We start from the raw sequence: 16,338 nt of genomic DNA on the forward strand, positions 1-16,338 counted from the left end.
CCGCCGCGGAGTCTGATCCGGCAGCAACGGTTCCAGCCGGGCCCACTCCTCCTCGGTTAAATCGTGTCGATCAAGCACAAAAACGGTCTATCGCATCCAAAGATCAAGATCCACGGGACACGCCCTAGTGGTCTGTCTGTGTTTTGATCTGGTTGAGGGTGTCTCGTCTTGGTCGTCGGCGTAATCCAGGAACCGCTGCAACTCGTGCCGAGTGAACGGGCGAGCCTCAGGATTGCCCTCGTAGTCGTTGAGATGAGCGATGGTGTTCCACTGGCACCGGGTGGGCACCTTGCCCGAACTCTTGCTCGCACGCGGCCCCCAGCCGTAGCGTCCGTCGCAGAGGTATTCACTGACCAGTCACAGATCCGTTTGGTAGCCCCGAATTGTCGACGGCACCAGGTGCTTCTCACCGGTCAGCGGCTGTGTCCACTCATCCACATGCGCCGGGCCCAGCCCCACGGATACTCGTTGGTGAACGCGACGAATCGGCGCACCAAACGCTCCCGCGGCACGATCGTGTCTTCCTGCAGACCTCGCGCTGTCTGCTGCGCCCGCCAGCCTTTCAGCATCGCCTCGACCATGGCGTCCTCGGGCCGCAACTGCACCACGCCGGAGACGAGCTCCAGGCGCGCAGCACCCGCGAGATCACCCCGTCCCATTCCTGCCTCCAGCCCCCGTCAATGCGACCGTTTGAGGCGAGGATCATGCATCTAACGGGATCATCTGGCAAGTCATGCAGGTCGATCGGCGTGTCGAGCCGACTTCCTGCTCACATTGCCGAGCCACGCTCAGCAGGCGACCTGCGACTTCTCGCCCGTTTGATGCAATTCCTGAGGGTTCGCGTAGCGCAAGGTCATGTCGAGACTGTGGTGACCGAGCAGCGCGGCGATGGCTTCCAAGCTCATCCCGCGGTTGATCGCTAGTGTGGCAAGGGTATGCCGCAATTGGTGCGGATGGATGTGGCTCAGGCCGGCCGCGGTCGCGGCTCGCGGGAGATCACCGGCGGAGGCACGGCCTCGGTCGCTACGGTCCCCTTCCATAATCGACAGGGACGAGGAGATGCTGTCGTCGCCAGTTGAAATCGAGACAATCACCCCGTCGAGCCTCAGGGCGTGTCGCAACTCACACCCATACCTGTTTCGACAATTCTTCGGCAATCGTGCGGCCGGTATCGATCACACGATGCGCCGCCTCGACCATGAGGCTTATTCACAGTGCATGAGATTGCGCGTCCCCGGCGTGTCGACATAAACAGCGGCCCGCTTGTTGAGAGAATTGGGTTACCACACTCAGCTCTCACGAAAAACAGACCGCCTAATCATGTATCATACCACTGGCCTTACCATCGAGCAGATCACCGACCTGTGCACACTGGTCGATATGGACACCGCGGGCACGCAGCGCAATTGGCCGCCAAGCCTGGGTCTGTTTAAGTCAGCGGTGATTGCGCTGACTTACATGCGGCGTAATCGGGTTCAGGTCAAACTGGCGGAAACGTACGAAGTATCTCAGTCCACCATCAGTCGTGCGGTCACCAGAATGACGCGGTTAATAGAAGGTGTGCTCAAGAAGTTCGTTCCGACAGCGGACGAACTGGACGATCAGACGCAGTACATCGTGGACGGAACCTTGCTGCAGTGCTGGTCATAGGCCGATCACCCGGGGCTGTACTCAGGAAAACACAAGACCACGGGAATGAACGTGCAGATCGCATGTACCCTCGACGGGCGACTCGCGTGGATCTCCGACCCCATCGAAGGACGCCGGCACGACACGTACTGCCTGAAGGAATCCGGGGTGCTTCTGACGCTGAGTCCCGAGAATTGGATGGGAGACAAGGGATACGTAGGCAATCACATGCTCACGCCGATCAAGAAACCGAAGCACCGAAAGCTCCTGGACTGGGAGAAGGAATTCAACACCCAGATCAACAAGATTCGCTACATCATCGAGCAGGTCATCGCCAACTTCAAAACTTGGAGGATCATGCACACCGACTACCGGCGACCCATTGAGACCTTCTCGGAAACCATTTCAGCGGCAATCGCCCTACACTTCTACGCAACCGCCTGAATAGCCCTCCATGTACTCGGCCGTGTACGACCGACAGAACAGGGCAGTATGATCCGCCGCTACATCAGCCGATCTTCTTGAGCATCTTCACCGAGGTCGTCTCGTAACCAAGCGACTCGTAAAGGCCGCGCGCGCCCTTGTTGAACCCGAAGACGCTGAGACCCAGAGTGTGAGCGCCATGGGCCCGGGCGTATTCCTCGCCAAGGACCATGGCCCTTCGCCCGAAGCCCTGACCACGCTTGTCGGCATCGATCACGATGTCCCAGATCCACCAGGCACCAGCGTTGCTGCTCGTATCTGGCCCGATCCAGAGATAGCCGACGCTTACCCCGGCATCATCGACCACGTCGAAGACCTCGTGCCCCGGCATCGGTGCACCGGACGGGAAGGAACGAGCTATGCTCTCGTCCGCATGCTGGCGAGCGTCCACAGACGTTTGCCCCAAAGCAACGAGGTCCTTGGCGTACTCGGCTCGACTGCGCTCAAGCCAGGCAGGGAAGCGTTGGGCGTCCAGGGGGCGGAGGGTTACAGGCACCTGCCCAGCCTCCCACACCGGAGCGGCAATACCCCTCAAGGGTCACGGCGCATCAACGCTCACGCTGGAGGAATTTCCGGCCAGCACGACGGGATGAAAACCAAACAGATGGCGCAGCCGGCTCAACTGCACCGCCGCAGCGCCGGTCGGCGAGAATGCTCAGGCTCCTCCTGTTCGACGGCGAGCGCCCGGTGGACGTCCATCCTGTCGACGCCCTGACCTGGACAGCACCAGACAAGTCCACGACCAGATCCCATCCCGAGTGAACCTTCACCTGGGCGATCACCCACTTGGATGGCACGACAACCCCAGTGCACGCGGAGACTCCGTATGCCGGTGGTACGTTCGGACAGTCATTGCTTCACCGCGCTTTGCTCCGCACACCGGCGATGTAGATGCGGCGAAAGCTAGTCGACGGTTCGGCGCCGGGGATGGGCTCGTACTGTAGCTGTCGTACCCGTTGTGACTCTGGTGTTGTGGCTACCCGCGCTGAGGGGACTGGGGTGCTGGGAACCGGCGCTTATCATGGTGGAGGCAGACAATGGGGCATCTTGAGGCTGCGCACGTTGAGTACTATCTGCCTGACGGGCGGGCGTTGCTCGGCGATCTTTCCTTCCGCGTCGGCGAGGGTGCGGTCGCGGCCTTGGTCGGGGCGAACGGAGTGGGCAAGACGACGCTGCTGCGCCTGCTATCGGGCGAACTGACCCCACACGGCGGAACGGTCACCCGTAGCGGCGGACTTGGCGTCATGCCGCAGTTTGTCGGGTCAGCCCGCGATAACAGCACCGTCCGCGACATGCTTATCGCCGTCGCCCAGCCTCGTGTGGCCGCTGCGGCGCGGGCGCTGGACACCGCCGAGCTAGCCATGATCGAGGCTGACACCGAGGCCGCTCAGATGGCCTACGCCCAGGCGCTTGCCGACTGGGGCGAGACGGGTGGCTACGAGGCGGAGACCTTGTGGGACATGTGCACCATGGCTGCAATGGGTATGCCCTACGACACCGCTAAGTGGCGTGAGGTACGGACCCTCTCCGGCGGCGAGCAGAAGCGGCTGGTGCTGGAGTCGCTGTTCCGCGGCGCCGAGGATGTTCTGTTGCTAGACGAGCCGGACAATTACCTGGACGTGCCTGGGAAGCGGTGGCTGGAGGGCAAGCTCGCCGAGACGGCCAAGACGGTGCTGTTCGTCAGTCACGACCGCGAGTTGCTCACCCAGGCCGCGCAGAAGATTGTCAGCGTCGAACCGAGCGTGGCCGGGGCGGACGCTTGGATACACGGAGGCGGCTTCGCTACCTTCCACTCTGCGCGGCAAGAACGCTTTGCTCGCTACGACGAACTACGTAGACGCTGGGACGAGAAGCACGTCCAGCTGCGCAAGCTCGTCGCCGACCTACGCCAGTACGCCGCCCGCAGCCCCGATATGGCCTCCCGCTATTCCGCGGCGCAGACACGGTTGCGCAAATTCGAGGAGGCTGGCCCACCGCCGGAGCCGCCACGGAAGCAGGAAATCACCATGCGCTTGAAAGGTGGCCGGACCGGGATGCGAGCCCTGACCTGCACCAACCTGGAGCTGACCGGTCTGATGAAGCCCTTCGACCTGGAGGTCTTCTACGGCCAGCGGGTAGCAGTCCTGGGTGCCAACGGCTCGGGCAAGTCTCACTTTCTGCGCCTGCTCGCGGGCGAGGACGTCGCCCACACCGGTAGCTGGAAGTTGGGCGCTCGGGTCGTACCTGGGCACTTCGCCCAGACCCACGCCCACCCTGAACTAATGGGCCGCACCTTACTGGACATTCTCTGGGCTGACCACGCTCGTGACCGGGGCAAGGCCATGTCGCTGTTACGCCGATACGAGATGGAACGTCAGGCTGAGCAGCCTTTCGACAAGCTTTCCGGCGGCCAGCAAGCGCGCCTTCAGATTCTTCTGCTCGAACTGGCGGGCACCACCGCTCTCCTCTTGGACGAGCCGACGGACAACCTGGATCTGGAGAGCGCCGAGGCGCTGCAAGAGGGCTTGGAGTCCTATGACGGCACTGTTCTGGCCGTCACCCATGACCGCTGGTTCACCCGCGCCTTCGCCCGGTACCTGGTCTTCGGCGCCGATGGCGTGGTCCGGGAAACCGCCAAGCCCGTCTGGGACGAGCGTCGGGTCGAGCGCACTCCTTGACCAGCCGCGGATCGCCGTGGAGCAGGAGTCCGGATCGCTTGAACAATGCGCCGGCCAAAGGCACCACCGGCAGGGTCGACGAGGCTCCGCACGCGGCACTCGCGGACTCGTCAGTCAGGCGGCGAGCAGGCTGACTCGGCCGCACCGCCCCGACGGGTGGCCCGCGAGCAGAGTGCGGCCACTGCGGCGAGCACCCCGGCCGCGGCGGTCACGAGCAGGGCGGTCTTGATCCCGGCCGCCGAAACTTGGCGACCGGCTTCCGCGGCGCACCGCGTGCTGCGCGTGCCATGCCGCACCTCCCTACACCCGGCGGTGGCCAGGACAGAGATCTGTCCGGTGTGGACGTGGGGCCACCGCTCGCCCAGCGTAAGACGGCTGGCACTCCTCTGCTGAGTCTCCACTGGCTAACGCCATGCCGGCCCTCGTCAAGGCTGGCGGGCGGCGGTGTTCCGGCAGAAGGGCTAGGTCCAGGCCGAGAGGAGCTGGAGCTGTTGGCGGACGAGCTGCTGTGCTGACAGCAACCCCCGCTGCTTCGGCTGAGCCTCGTCGCGTTCGTGGTCGCGTGGCGGCCGACCGTCGACGTAGATCGCGGCCATGATGAACGGGGTACGTGCTAAGCGGTCGTGCACCCGCCCCGGTGAACCCGCCGACCGAAAGGCGACTTCGTGACGGTCAGAAGTAGGTGACCTCGCCATCGAGATCGTTGATCACCTCGACCGGGAACGGGGTCTTCGCGAACAGCACCGCGGCCGACCCGGCGTGGGTTTCCACGAACACCCGGTGTGGCGGCAGCCGTGGTCGGTGTAGAGCACGGCCGGGATGCCGCAGATGTGCCAGCACCCGCACGCTGTGGAACCGCGCGACCTGATCCAGATCGAATACGTCGTTATACACTCCGCACACCAGTACCGCGAACACCAAGGACCAGCCTGAAGGCGACGACGCAGGGAGTCGCTTCCGGCCGGACTTACCAACGCACGTTGTGAATCCGATTAGCAACGGGTACATTGGTAATCATGTCGCCTTCCGAGCACAAAGACGTCACGTCGATCAACGATGCCGAGCGCGACCGCATCGCGCGCCAGCTGTCCAGGTACGTCCCCCGGATCACGGAGGAAGGATTTCCGGCTGCCCGGGTCACGCCCTACGAATTCGCCGGACACGTGCTCGCGGCGCTCTACCGACCGCGGGGCTCGATCCTCGCGGTTCCCGGCGTGCCCAGCGACGACGCCGTGCCAGACAAGGACGTCGTCGCGGCGCTTCGTCTGGTGCCGGACGCTCGGGAGCACCTCGACAAGATCGAACGCGAGCTCATCGAACACCTGAAAAACCAAGGCGTGACCTGGGACGCGCTCGGCGCCGAGCTCGACCGGTCCGCTAACGCCCAGCAACAGCGGTATCGCCGGGCAGGCGGCACGCGGACCTGGCCGACCCGGCGCCCCGCGGTTCCACGGCTGCTCGGCGAAACGGTGTCAGCCGACTGCCTGACCCCGAACGGTGCCGAGCGCCGTGCCGCCGCATTCGTCCCAGACCCGGATCCGGACACGCGCGAACCGCGGTGGATCCCCGGTGACCCCTTGTTGATCACGCAGGCGCGGCGTCTCCTGGCGATCTACCTCATGGCCGCGGCCGCCGTCGAGACGGACATGGCGACCGTCGATCACTGGGTGCGCAACGTCGGCCAGCTATCCACGGTCAAAAAGGCGCTACAGCAGCGGCCGGACGTCGTCCCTCGGGGCTGGCTCGCCGAGCTCGACACGATAGCCGAGCAGCCCCTGGCCACCACGCACGCCGTGCTCCGCATCCTCGAACGGGCACTTCTGTCCTGACCTTCGGGCTGGCGGCCGTGCACGGGTTCTCCATCGGTTGTCGCACGGTGGCGCGGATTGTCGGTCCGGCTCGGTACCCTGAGCGCATGGCCTCGCCCGCTGAGTCGACAGCGCGCGGCGCCCCGACAGTCCCCCCTGACGCGGACCCGGGGGCGATCCGGCGCGCGCTGTCCCCGCGACTGGCCGAAGAATTCGATGTCGAGTGGGCACACGCCCTCGACCAGGCCAAGGCCTCCATGAACCTCACCGGGATCTACCAGCTGCTGCTGAAATGGCGCGGCATCGCGGCCGCCGAGCAACGCGACCCCGGCGCACACTTCCGCCTGCTGGCCAAGGCCGAGCAGATCCTGCAGACCGGGCAGCACCCCGGCGCCGTCCCGGTGGAAGACCTGCACGCGCTCATCGGGGAGCGGCTGGGCCGCTAGGTGTACAGCATCGTCCCCGACGACAACGTACTCGCGCAGGTCGCCGCGCTTCCCATCGATGTCCTACCCGCGTTCGCCGAGCTGCTCGACGTCATCGCGCTCGTGCCCTGGAACGGCGGACCCCAGCGACCGGCGTAGGTGAACGAGCGCAACACGTTGCGGGCGTTGGTGTTCAGCGGCATCGCCGCGTCCGGATAGGCGGTGTAGTACGCCTGCGCCGAGGCGTAGGCGGTGTACCGGGGATCACCGGTTCCGGACGTCGGCATGCGCATGATCGTATGAGACAGGGCGTGCGCTGTTCGCGGTCCGGATGTGTGCGGGCCCGCGGCCGCGGCGGCTTTCCCGAACCAGCAGTGTCGTCAGTCATCAGCTCAGCCAAGCAGAGACCAGCACAGCGGCGAGCAGGGGGCGGTGAACCGCGGATAGGCGGAAATCGGCGACTTCCACGCCGTGGACAAGTACCACCGTTTAGACCGTGCGTCCGGGCCCGACCATCGCCGCATCGGCGGGCTGGTTTCACCAGCCACGACGGGGTTCCCAGCAGCCCGCCAGGTCTGCGGCGTGTCGTCGCGTGGGCTCAGCTGAGCGCGGGCGGTGGTCCGACCCAGGAATCGACGTCCCACGGCTCGAACCGGAAGAGTCGTCGGCGGTGGGGGGTGCTGCACCTGCAGACTCCCGCCGCCGACCACTCCCCCGTTGACCGCGACCGCGCCGCCCGCGCGCCGACGAGGAACCGCTCGGCTACATCGATCGCTGGCGCTTCACCGAGATGCCCGCCTCGTTCGCGGCCATCGAGCGTCCACCGCGCCACGTACTGAGCTGGGCCGGGCCTTGGCTCACCTCGCTACCCAGCCCGACACCAGTACCCCCCAGCGTTTGTGCAGTGGGCGAACGCGGAAGCAGCCGTCCATGGGCTGACTGGCGAGACGGTCCCACCCGACCCGCTCGGAAAGATAAGCACCGTGCGCTTCCGCAGATCCCTGGCCTGGCATACCGCCCGCCGTCCCAACGGCTTGGTTGCCCTGGCCATCCAGGACGGACACCTGCGCACCGCGATCTCCGGCTCGTCACCATTATCGCGCGGTCGCGGCGGAATCCACGAGCTCATTGACATCGAAACCATCCGAGCGGTCGCCGACACCGTCGCCGACGTTCATGACGACCTCCAAGCAGGTCGCGGCGTGTCAGGTCCTGCGGCCCGTCGCGCGATCAAGGCCGCCGCCACAGCGCCACGCTTCGCCAGCATGATCATGACTGCTACGACAGCCAGACGCTTTGCTGGTCAACGAGGACGCGATGATCTACGACAACCCGCATGCCCTGCTGCTCTGCCACTACAAGCGTGCTACCGCCGTCTGTCACCGCGCCGGCGTCAAGGACATCCCAAGCCTGGACCACTGCGTCCCCGGCTGCGCCAACATCGTCCGCACCGACCAGCATGCCGCCCAGCTCCGCGAACGCGCGAACGCCCTGGACAATGACGATCCTATGTCCCCCAACCGATCGGAGACCGGCTGCGCGCCAGCGCGGACCGGCTCCGCGGCTACGCCGAGACCCACGACCGGACCCGCGTCACAATTACCGAGGACGCCGGATGACGCCCGCTCTCGATGAACGTGACCGCATCCGCGCCGCTATGGACCGCATCTTGACCGGGGCACCGGAACGGTCCAATGGAGCGCGAACCGTTGTTGCCCTCGCGCTGGAGGCAGGAGTTCCGCGTAATGCACTGACCCAGCGACACACCGACCTGAAGGCGGAGTTCTACCAACGCGTCACCCAGCACGGCGGGGTGGCCGAGGTCGAGCAGCAACTGCGCACAACTATCGCCGCCTTGAAGAAGACAATCGCCGGCAAGAACGCCGAGCTGGCCCGGTTGCGGACAGACGTCCCGGCGCTCGTCCGTGTCGTCCAACAGCTCACGCTCAAAGCAACCAGCTCCGAACGCGCTCACGGACCCGGCCGCCACCGTTGTCCCCCTGGCCACCGGGCTGCGACCTCGGTGACTGCCACGCCCGGCACGAACGGATTCCTTGTCGCGCTCAGCGGCGCCCGGCACCAGCGGTTTCCAGCGCCGCAGCGTGGAGTTTCCTGCTCAGAGGCTGGTGCTCAGTGGCCAGCAGTGATCGCTGTCGGGGTCGTCGAGCCAGACGAACTGCTTGCCGGGGATGTTCAGCGCGGTCACACCGAGCCGGGTGGCGTCGGGCCGGTCGAGGGCGTCGAACGAGGCGACGGCGTGCTCGATGGTGTCCCACAGCCGGTAGGGACCGGACTGCCGGACCGCCCACGTACCCTCGGCCACAGGGGCCAGGTCGACCTCGGCGCGCGCGGGACCGCGTTCGACGGCCAGGACGCCGTGCTCGAGGCTGCCGGCCAGTCGCACGCCTGGGGCGTGCAACCAGAGGAACAGCGCCAGCTCCGGCCGATCCAGGAGCGTGGCAGGGGCGAGGGCGGTGGTGCCGTAGTGCGGCATCGCGGTGGTGGCCGTGGGTGGCTCCTGGCCGGGGCCGAATGGGCTGGTGACGTCGGCGCGCATCGGCATGAACAGCACGGGAAACGGGTCGATACGGCCGGTGACCTCGTCACCGGCGGTCTTGTCGAGCACGAGCAACGGCCCGGCGGCCCCGGCGTCGAGCGGGGCGACGATCCGGCCGCCGTCGGCGAGCTGATCGATCCACGCCGGTGGGATCGCGGTGATCGCGCAGGTGGCGATGATCCGGTCGAACACCATCTCACCCGGCCAGCCCTGGCTGCCATCGCCCGCGGCCAGGTGCGGGCTGTAGCCGGCAGCGGTGAGGTGTCCGTGGGCGGCGGCGACCAGTTCGGGGTCGAGGTCGAGGGAGTAGACGTTGTCCGCGCCGAGGCGCTGGGAGAGCAGGGCGGCGTTGTAGCCGGTGCCCGTGCCGATCTCCAGAACCCGGTGCCCGGGTTCGGCGGCCAGCCGTTCCAGCATCACTGCCATGACGGTGGGCTTGCTCGACGACGAGCTGGCGATCTCCCGTCCGGTCGGGTCGTCACCGGCGGGCCGGGTCTGAGTGGCCAGCGCCTCGTCGGTGTAGACAGCGTCCAGCCAGCCCGGATCACCGGCCTCCAGCGCCGCCGCGCCGTCGAGGATGCGCGGGACGAACAGGTGACGGGGCGTCGCGGCGAACGCGTCGCGCCAGGCCGGGTCCCGCAGGACACCTGCGGCGGCCAGCTCGTCGGCGAGGGCGGCCGCCCGAGATTCCCAGTTGGCGGTGTCCGGCAAGTCCACGGGTCTACTCCTTGGTCAGGGCGTCGGCGATCGCCGCGGCGATCGGCAAGTCGCATTCTTCGGCCAGCCAGCCCCAGGCGGCAACCGCGTTGGCTTCGAGGGCACACCACGACCCGTCCTGGCGGACGACGAAGTCGAACGCGCTGAACGCCAGCCCCGCCGCCTCCAGGTAATGGGCGATCCCCGCCCGAATATCGTCGGGGACGTCGATCACCTCGTAGGTCAGGGCGTCGTAGTCCGAACGCCAATCTATCTGCGACTTCTCGCTACCGGCATGGATCGCCACCGGAAACAGCCGGTCGCCGACCGCGGTGACCCGCACCTCGCACCGCTTCGGTTGCCACTGTTGGAACAGGTGCGCTGTCACCTCGACGCCATCCAGTGCATCGAGTTCCTCGTGGCCGAGGCGGCGGGTGTAGACGAGCGCCTCGCCACCGGACTCGTACACCACCGGCTCGGCGAGCGGCTTCACGATCAGCTCCCCGAACTCCTTCGCGAAACCCCGCACCGCGTCGGCATCGTTGGTGACCAGTGTCGGCGGGACGGCCAGCCCGGCCTGCTTCAGCACAGCCAGCTGCCGCGGCTTGTACGCGGCGTCGGCCAGCGCCGAAGGGTGCGAGAACCAGCGGACCGGCAGACTCGCCAGCACACCGCCGCGCCCGACCCTGGCCTGCGCCCGGCTGAACCGCAGCTCCGGGCCGGACAGCCCGCCCGGCATCACCGGCTCGGTCGGCTTGCCGTAGTAGACCGCGGTCACCTCGTGCAGCGGCACCTCGTTCTCAGCGGTGCGCAGGACACCCCGCCAGCCAGCGGCGTCCGGGGTCAACGCGGCGCCGACGGACATGGTGAGCGGGAAGTCACCGATGTTGACCGTGTTCCAGCGGACTCCACGGGTATCGAGCTCGCGCCCGACCGCGGCGGCCGCGTAGTCCTCTCGGATGCCCAGCAACAGGACCAGCGGATCTCGGTACTCAGTCATCTGGGGTGGTGTAGGAGTCGTCGACGAGCTTGCCGTCCTCGTTGCAGTTGCGCGCGTGGAACGTGTCGTGGGCCGTGGTGCGGTGCTTGGCCTCCGGCACCACCGTGATCCGGCGTGCCCGCACGCTGCGCAGGATGAACGGCCGGACGATGCTGGGATTCTCCTCGCTGAGCGGCCGGGTGCCGACGTTGACCGGGAACCGCCCAGCCGTCGGCATCAGCGGGTCACCGGCTTCCCCGGCTGCGATGTCGAACAGGGGCATGCTGATCTCGACCTCCTGGTTGGTTGTGCGGTGGCGGGTCCTGTCCCCTGTCAACCCTGCTGGGGCCCTAACGGCCGGGGCAAGATCCGACCGAGCGAACTTGCCGGTCGCGACGGCGCGGACGCGGCTACGGCTCGCTCTCGGCGGGCACTCCGTGGCGCTCGGCCGCAGATCCCGGTGGGTGAACCGCCCATGAAGCGTGAGGCCCCGGGAGCCTTGCAGGTTGGCGGGAGGTACTCGGCGCCGAGCTCGTGACCTGGTGTGGGTCACGGCTTGCGTGCGACCACGCCACCCTGCACCATCCCCCTGGGAGCACCAGCGACCAGCTGGCTACCGTTCCTGCATGGGAGAAACACGCCCCAGCTCGGCGTTCCAAACCGACAACATAGACCCGACCAAGACCGCTGAACTCGTCGCGATGCTCGATCTGTACGCGAAGAACACCGGAGTTCAACGTCTGCGCGAGTGGGCACACAGCGGCCTGCTCGCGGGGCCCGGCGAGCGGGCCGTTGATATCGGAGCAGGCACCGGTTCGGAGACTCACGTACTGGCGACGGCCGTTCGGCCCGGAGGTGAAGCGATCGGCGTCGAGCCCAACGACGGCCTGCGCGACGTCGCCACGCGGCGCTCTGGCGCGGCCCGATTCGTCCACGGTGATGCGCTAGCGCTGCCGTTCGATGACGGCAGCGCCGACGTCGTGTGGTGCGAACGCGTCTTCCAGTACCTCGCCGAGCCGGATCAAGCGGCGACGGAAATCGCCCGCATCCTGCGCCCGGGTGGCCGGGTCGCACTGTTGGACACTGACTGGGGCACCGCGATCCTGCATCCCGGTGAAACCGCGGTGGCGGAGGCAGTGACTCGCTCGCCCCTGGCTGCTGCGGCGAATCCGCGCGCAGGTCGGAAGCTGAGCGGCCAGCTCGCCGCGGCCGGCCTACAGATCGACGACGTCGGCTCGCAGGCAATCATTCACGACCACGCGACCTTAAACTGGCCGTTCGTGACGATGCTCGCCGAGGTCGCCGTACGCGAGGGCCGGGTCAGCAGCAGCCAGCGGGACCGGTTTCTTGCTGATCTCCGAACCGGCGCAGAAGAGCAGACGTTGCACATGTCCGTGACGACGTTCGCAGTCCTCGCTCACCAGCCACACTAACGGCTCCGGTCAGGCATTGACGTGTGTGGTCTCGCAAGATCCTTGACAGTTTGTCGTCTCAGCATGCTTGACCTCAGTTGCGCTTATCGGCGTCGTGCGTAGGGCTTCATGCGGGCAATCGGGCGGTTCGGGTCTCGTGGGTGCAGGGAGAGCTCCTGCTCGCCGTGGAGAACTCGGAAGTGGGTGTCTTCGACGACGACGGTGACGATCTTGCCTGCGTGGGTGGCGCCGACGCGGAGGCGTTGCCGGGCGACCATCACGATCCCGTCCTTGGGAACGCGTCGTTCGGCTTGCGGTGCCTGCTGCGGCGGGGCCGGTGGCAGCGGGCTGGTGGCCTGGCGTGCACCGGTAAGGGCGAGCCGTTTCTCCAGCGTGATCGGGTAGGGCAAGGTCTTGACCAGGCTGTTGTTCGCGATCACGTGCATCAGGTGACCGTCCAGCCGGACTGACACGCGCTGTCCGGCGAGGCTGGTGCCGATCGGGAACTGTTCGCTTTTGAAGTTGATGACTCCATCTCGGCCGATGACGCGGTCCACCTCGATCGCGGTGTTCTCGGGCAGCCGGGTCCGGCCTGTGCTGGTGCGCGGTAGCGCGGGTGCGGCAGGTGCGGGCCCGGCTGGCCGGCCGCCCTTCATCAGCAGGTAGCGCAGATGTTCTTCGTGCAGGCGGGAGCTGACGGTCTTGATGTGGTGCCCGTCGAGGCTGACGTGGATGCTGCGGTCGTCCGCCCAGATCATGACGGTGCGGCCCGAGTAGGCCGGGCCTAGCCAAAGTTCCTGGCCTCCGGCGATGGCGAAGTGACCGCTTGGCGGGACTCGGAACTCGGCTTCGACCGCGGCGGGCGCCCCGGTGGCCGGCGGGTCCTGGATCAGCGCTGCAGCCACGTAGAATTCGGTGTCGGTGGCGGTGGCGGCGTTCGCGGGCTCGAGCGCCATCGAAGGGACGGTGAGCGGCTTCGGTTTGCTTGGCCTGAACAGGCTTGCCGGCGTGGCCATGTCGAGCGACTGGTGCGGTCGGCTGTGGTTGTACTCGTGCACCCACGCGGAAATCGCATCCTGGGCGGCATCGAGGCTCTCGAACGACTCGACATCGTCGAGCAGTTCTTCGCGCAGAGTCTTGTGGAATCTTTCGATCTTGCCTGTGGTGGTGGGCGATCGGCGTTTGGTCAGCCGTTGGCTGATGCCGTTCTCGCGGCAGATCCGTTCGAACAACACCTCGGCCGGGTAGGGGCGGGTGAAACGCCCTGTGAACTGTTTCCCGTTGTCTGTCAGCACTTCTGAGGGGACGCCGTAGCGACGCATCGCCGCGACGAACGCTTCGACAACGGCCCTTCCGGTCGGGATCACGACGACCGCGGCGATCACAATGTAGCGGGAGTGGTCGTCGATGCCGGTGACCATCTTGCACTCGCGTCCATCGGCGAGGAACACGCCGCCGACGAGGTCCATCTGCCACAGTTGCATGGGCGCTTCTCGTTGCCACCGCTTGTATTTACGCTTGTGTTCCTGGTCTTGGGGCGCGATCAGACCGTTGCGGGACAGGACGCGGTGCACGGCCGCGCGTGAGGGAACACGCTCGACCTGGCGCCGCCCGAGCTCGTAGCGTATTCGCCGCGCGCCCCAGCGTGGGTGCTGGCGGCGCACCTCACAGATCAATGCTTCCAGCTCGGGTTCCACCCGGTGCGGTGTCCGATGGGGTCGGCGAGAACCTTCCTGGAGGCCGGCCACGCCGTGTTCGGTGTATCGGCCTCTCCACGTGTAGATCGTCTGCCGGGACACCCCGTAGCGCGCTGCCACCTCGCTCACCGGCGCCCCATCGGCAACCTCCAGCACCGCCCGGTAGCGCTGCTCGGCCTTCCACGCGTCGTTCTCGCCCACTCGTTCCCCGTCTCGTACCTGAGGAACGAACAAGATCAACTAATGGCTGGGTTGTCAACCATCCTGCGAGAACGAAACGTCAAGGATCTTGCGAGACCACACACATCAGCATCCAGCGGTAGGACTGATTGAGGTCGCTCTCGTGCCGGCGCAGGATCTCTGCGGGTGCCGACGTAGCTTGGGTCGTTGTGCATGCCTCCGGCGTTTGCCGTTGAACGACGGGGACCACCCGGCCCGCACGAACGCGCGGGCTTGGTCGAACACCATCGACCCCCCACGGTCCGGATGCCGGCAATGACGCTGTCGCCTGCCGCACACGAGCCGATGGAGCCTGCTCAGGCTGATCACGGCCCGGCCTCTCGTTCCAGTACAAGGAGTCAGTTGACCGTTCGCCCTTGATCCACGCCGTGGTTTCGATGCGGAAGCGACGAGTGCAGCAGGTGCGCTGAGAGGCAGGCTCCTATTCGCGGGCTTGTCGGTAGCCGGGACGAGCACCTCACCGACCGTTGAGCGCGTTGAGAAAGATTCGCTCAAACAACCCCTGGTCTGCGGCCAGCGCGACCAGCGTGCAGGCTCCCGACGGCGATAGTTCGGTACGACCGGACTGGACTCCTCCACGAACGACAGTGATCTGCCGGCTCTGGAAGTGGGCTATTCCCGTGTTGTTTCGCAGCGCCGAAAGTGCCGCGAGCGCGTCCCACCAGGAGTAGTAGCCGGCCGTGATGTTCTTGGTCATCGCCGGCTGGGTCATGATCCGATACACCAGCCGCGCGGTCACCGTTTGCTGATCGGCGCCCAGTTTGTCGATGAAGGAAGGCGTGATGGGAACGTCGTTGGTCGCGTCGAGCGGCACGAGGTGCGTGACTCCCGAAGGCATGGCGTGAAACACCATCTTCGCCGAGGTGGGATCAAGCCACATGTTGAATTCCTGCGAGTTGTCGAACCCGTCCAGTGCCCTCCCGAAAAGGTTGCCCCGCACCGAGATCGCGCCGCCCATCACGTACAGGCCCCGGATCCGGTCAGCCAGCCTGTTCCTGCCCGTGCGTCCAGCGTCGCGCAGGGCGGTGGCGAGGTTACTCAGCGGCCCGGTGGCCAGCACCGTGACCTTGGCCGGGGTTGCCGCGATCGTCCGGGTGATCAGCTGAGCCGCGCTCGACGAGGACGGGACCGTCGGCGGCACCGATCCGTCACCCAAGGCGGCCGTCAGTATTGTTTCGATGTGCTGAACCGTGGACGCCGGAGCCGGATGCACGATCGTGTTCGATCCGTCGGCCACCGGTACGTTCGGCAGTCCGCATTCGTTCAGCACACTGTGGGCGTGCTGGAGCGCCCTTCCCGGCTTGCCCATGCCGTTGTTGTCCACGGTGACCGCCAGCAAATCGACCAGGCCCCGCTTGTGCTCCTCACAGAGGTAGGCCAGCGTGGCCGAGTCATCGAAATCCATGTCCGAGTCGTAAACAACCGGATTCGGGTGCGCCGGCGCGGCGTTGCCCTGTCCGAACGCGGGAGCGACCGCTGATCCGGTGGTGATGAGGACTGCCACCAGCACTGTCCTGACGTTCGCAACATTCTTCATCAGACTCACCATTGTCGATATTTCGTGTACAACGAGGACAGCCCCATCGGCGGTGGAGGCCAGCTGCCGCCTACTTCCCCGATCCCGGTTGTGGTGCGGCTCCGCACCCTGTCAGTACCGCCCCCCAGGAGCAGTACTGTCTGCAACAACCGTCGCTGTCCTCCACCGCATGTCCTCTGCTCCCCTGCTGACATTGCCCACCAGACTGTGCCATCACT

19 protein-coding genes are annotated in these 16,338 nt (G+C 66.3%); 6 read left to right on the forward strand and 13 right to left on the reverse strand.

The window, feature by feature from the left end:
- Positions 1-413 precede the first annotated feature (413 nt).
- Both QMK34_RS20750 and QMK34_RS20755 read right to left on the reverse strand, forming a co-directional pair.
- Positions 414-659 carry a hypothetical protein gene (locus QMK34_RS20750; protein ID WP_326415808.1) on the reverse strand — a complete coding sequence of 82 codons (246 nt, stop codon included), beginning with the start codon at positions 657-659 and terminating at the stop codon, positions 414-416.
- A gap of 129 nt (positions 660-788) precedes the next feature.
- The gene (locus tag QMK34_RS20755; RefSeq protein WP_326415810.1) at positions 789-1,094 is read right to left on the reverse strand and encodes a tyrosine-type recombinase/integrase; all 306 of its coding nucleotides are present in this window, start codon (positions 1,092-1,094) and stop codon (positions 789-791) included.
- 226 nt (positions 1,095-1,320) lie between these two features.
- On the opposite strand from QMK34_RS20755, the gene QMK34_RS20760 reads away from it, so the two are divergent.
- Together QMK34_RS20760 and QMK34_RS20765 are read left to right on the forward strand one after the other, a co-directional pair.
- On the forward strand, positions 1,321-1,650 hold the full coding sequence (locus QMK34_RS20760; RefSeq protein ID WP_326415811.1) for a transposase family protein: 330 nt from the start codon (positions 1,321-1,323) through the stop codon (positions 1,648-1,650).
- A 15-nt stretch (positions 1,651-1,665) separates the two neighbouring features.
- A complete protein-coding gene (locus tag QMK34_RS20765) occupies positions 1,666-2,073 on the forward strand; it encodes a transposase family protein (protein ID WP_326415883.1) in 408 nt (135 codons plus the stop codon).
- 64 nt (positions 2,074-2,137) lie between these two features.
- Here QMK34_RS20765 and QMK34_RS20770 read toward each other — a convergent pair whose 3' ends face one another.
- On the reverse strand, positions 2,138-2,608 hold the full coding sequence (locus QMK34_RS20770; protein ID WP_326415812.1) for a GNAT family N-acetyltransferase: 471 nt from the start codon (positions 2,606-2,608) through the stop codon (positions 2,138-2,140).
- 541 nt (positions 2,609-3,149) lie between these two features.
- Here QMK34_RS20770 and QMK34_RS20775 point away from each other — a divergent pair.
- The gene (locus QMK34_RS20775; RefSeq protein WP_326415813.1) at positions 3,150-4,769 is read left to right on the forward strand and encodes an ABC-F family ATP-binding cassette domain-containing protein; all 1,620 of its coding nucleotides are present in this window, start codon (positions 3,150-3,152) and stop codon (positions 4,767-4,769) included.
- A gap of 110 nt (positions 4,770-4,879) precedes the next feature.
- On the opposite strand, the gene QMK34_RS20780 is transcribed toward QMK34_RS20775, so the two are convergent.
- The 3 genes from QMK34_RS20780 to QMK34_RS20790 form a co-directional block, all read right to left on the reverse strand.
- A complete protein-coding gene (locus tag QMK34_RS20780) occupies positions 4,880-5,065 on the reverse strand; it encodes a hypothetical protein (protein WP_326415814.1) in 186 nt (61 codons plus the stop codon).
- A gap of 165 nt (positions 5,066-5,230) precedes the next feature.
- Positions 5,231-5,365 carry a hypothetical protein gene (locus QMK34_RS20785; protein WP_326415815.1) on the reverse strand — a complete coding sequence of 45 codons (135 nt, stop codon included), beginning with the start codon at positions 5,363-5,365 and terminating at the stop codon, positions 5,231-5,233.
- 76 nt (positions 5,366-5,441) lie between these two features.
- Positions 5,442-5,663, reverse strand: a complete 222-nt coding sequence (locus QMK34_RS20790) for a hypothetical protein (RefSeq protein ID WP_326415816.1) — start codon at positions 5,661-5,663, stop codon at positions 5,442-5,444.
- Between the two features lie 122 nt (positions 5,664-5,785).
- Between QMK34_RS20790 and QMK34_RS20795 the strand changes: the two genes are divergently transcribed.
- Positions 5,786-6,598: a hypothetical protein gene (locus QMK34_RS20795; RefSeq protein ID WP_326415817.1), complete on the forward strand. Its 813-nt coding sequence runs from the start codon at positions 5,786-5,788 to the stop codon at positions 6,596-6,598.
- A gap of 86 nt (positions 6,599-6,684) precedes the next feature.
- Positions 6,685-7,023, forward strand: a complete 339-nt coding sequence (locus QMK34_RS20800) for a DUF6247 family protein (protein ID WP_326415818.1) — start codon at positions 6,685-6,687, stop codon at positions 7,021-7,023.
- On the opposite strand, the gene QMK34_RS20805 is transcribed toward QMK34_RS20800, so the two are convergent.
- The 5 genes from QMK34_RS20805 to QMK34_RS20825 form a co-directional block, all read right to left on the reverse strand.
- Complete coding sequence (locus tag QMK34_RS20805) at positions 7,020-7,289, reverse strand: hypothetical protein (RefSeq protein WP_326415819.1); 270 nt, start codon at positions 7,287-7,289, stop codon at positions 7,020-7,022. The genes QMK34_RS20800 and QMK34_RS20805 overlap by 4 nt on opposite strands.
- Positions 7,290-8,566: 1,277 nt before the next feature.
- Positions 8,567-8,938 (reverse strand): hypothetical protein, encoded by a 372-nt coding sequence (locus QMK34_RS20810; protein WP_326415820.1) that lies wholly within the window; start codon positions 8,936-8,938, stop codon positions 8,567-8,569.
- A 180-nt stretch (positions 8,939-9,118) separates the two neighbouring features.
- Positions 9,119-10,276 (reverse strand): methyltransferase domain-containing protein, encoded by a 1,158-nt coding sequence (locus QMK34_RS20815; RefSeq protein ID WP_326415821.1) that lies wholly within the window; start codon positions 10,274-10,276, stop codon positions 9,119-9,121.
- A gap of 4 nt (positions 10,277-10,280) precedes the next feature.
- The gene (locus QMK34_RS20820; RefSeq protein ID WP_326415822.1) at positions 10,281-11,255 is read right to left on the reverse strand and encodes a hypothetical protein; all 975 of its coding nucleotides are present in this window, start codon (positions 11,253-11,255) and stop codon (positions 10,281-10,283) included.
- Positions 11,248-11,517 carry a hypothetical protein gene (locus QMK34_RS20825; protein ID WP_326415823.1) on the reverse strand — a complete coding sequence of 90 codons (270 nt, stop codon included), beginning with the start codon at positions 11,515-11,517 and terminating at the stop codon, positions 11,248-11,250. The genes QMK34_RS20820 and QMK34_RS20825 overlap by 8 nt, the downstream gene beginning before the upstream one ends.
- Before the next feature lie 343 nt (positions 11,518-11,860).
- On the opposite strand from QMK34_RS20825, the gene QMK34_RS20830 reads away from it, so the two are divergent.
- Positions 11,861-12,667, forward strand: a complete 807-nt coding sequence (locus QMK34_RS20830) for a methyltransferase domain-containing protein (protein WP_326415824.1) — start codon at positions 11,861-11,863, stop codon at positions 12,665-12,667.
- Positions 12,668-12,750: 83 nt separating this feature from the next.
- Here the strand turns inward: QMK34_RS20830 and QMK34_RS20835 are convergent, their stop codons facing one another.
- Both QMK34_RS20835 and QMK34_RS20840 read right to left on the reverse strand, forming a co-directional pair.
- Positions 12,751-14,544: an IS481 family transposase gene (locus tag QMK34_RS20835; protein WP_326415826.1), complete on the reverse strand. Its 1,794-nt coding sequence runs from the start codon at positions 14,542-14,544 to the stop codon at positions 12,751-12,753.
- Positions 14,545-15,040: 496 nt separating this feature from the next.
- The gene (locus QMK34_RS20840; protein WP_326415827.1) at positions 15,041-16,120 is read right to left on the reverse strand and encodes a nucleoside hydrolase; all 1,080 of its coding nucleotides are present in this window, start codon (positions 16,118-16,120) and stop codon (positions 15,041-15,043) included.
- Positions 16,121-16,338 lie beyond the last annotated feature (218 nt).

This window comes from Amycolatopsis sp. H20-H5 (assembly GCF_035828755.1).
Classification (GTDB): domain Bacteria; phylum Actinomycetota; class Actinomycetes; order Mycobacteriales; family Pseudonocardiaceae; genus Amycolatopsis.

Coding starts and splice junctions, on each gene's coding strand:
- QMK34_RS20820 (WP_326415822.1), bottom strand. CDS start 11,255: ATGACTGAGTACCGAGATCCGCTGGTCCTGTTGCTGGGCATCCGAGAG.
- QMK34_RS20750 (WP_326415808.1), bottom strand. CDS start 659: ATGGGACGGGGTGATCTCGCGGGTGCTGCGCGCCTGGAGCTCGTCTCC.
- QMK34_RS20775 (WP_326415813.1), top strand. CDS start 3,150: ATGGGGCATCTTGAGGCTGCGCACGTTGAGTACTATCTGCCTGACGGG.
- QMK34_RS20800 (WP_326415818.1), top strand. CDS start 6,685: ATGGCCTCGCCCGCTGAGTCGACAGCGCGCGGCGCCCCGACAGTCCCC.
- QMK34_RS20785 (WP_326415815.1), bottom strand. CDS start 5,365: ATGGCCGCGATCTACGTCGACGGTCGGCCGCCACGCGACCACGAACGC.
- QMK34_RS20795 (WP_326415817.1), top strand. CDS start 5,786: ATGTCGCCTTCCGAGCACAAAGACGTCACGTCGATCAACGATGCCGAG.
- QMK34_RS20825 (WP_326415823.1), bottom strand. CDS start 11,517: ATGCCCCTGTTCGACATCGCAGCCGGGGAAGCCGGTGACCCGCTGATG.
- QMK34_RS20830 (WP_326415824.1), top strand. CDS start 11,861: ATGGGAGAAACACGCCCCAGCTCGGCGTTCCAAACCGACAACATAGAC.
- QMK34_RS20760 (WP_326415811.1), top strand. CDS start 1,321: ATGTATCATACCACTGGCCTTACCATCGAGCAGATCACCGACCTGTGC.
- QMK34_RS20805 (WP_326415819.1), bottom strand. CDS start 7,289: ATGCCGACGTCCGGAACCGGTGATCCCCGGTACACCGCCTACGCCTCG.
- QMK34_RS20840 (WP_326415827.1), bottom strand. CDS start 16,120: ATGAAGAATGTTGCGAACGTCAGGACAGTGCTGGTGGCAGTCCTCATC.